We start from the raw sequence: 229 nt of genomic DNA, 5'->3' as shown, positions 1-229 counted from the left end.
CAGCCGCCTTTAGGCGGCTGTGTGTTGAAACATCCGTGCCGCATCCATGCTTGCTGAAGAAATTTCCAGCCGCCTTTAGGCGGCTGTGTGTTGAAACATTGCTTCTGCCGCGATAGTCTCGCCGTCCGAATCCAGCCGCCTTTAGGCGGCTGTGTGTTGAAACCGTTTAAAAAAGAATGATAAAGAAATTCTCGATTCCAGCCGCCTTTAGGCGGCTGTGTGTTGAAAC

It is taken from the genome of Neisseria sp. HMSC15G01 (genome assembly GCF_001808255.1).
Taxonomy (GTDB): Bacteria; Pseudomonadota; Gammaproteobacteria; order Burkholderiales; family Neisseriaceae; genus Neisseria; species Neisseria subflava_A.
This window is presented reverse-complemented; position numbering follows the sequence as displayed.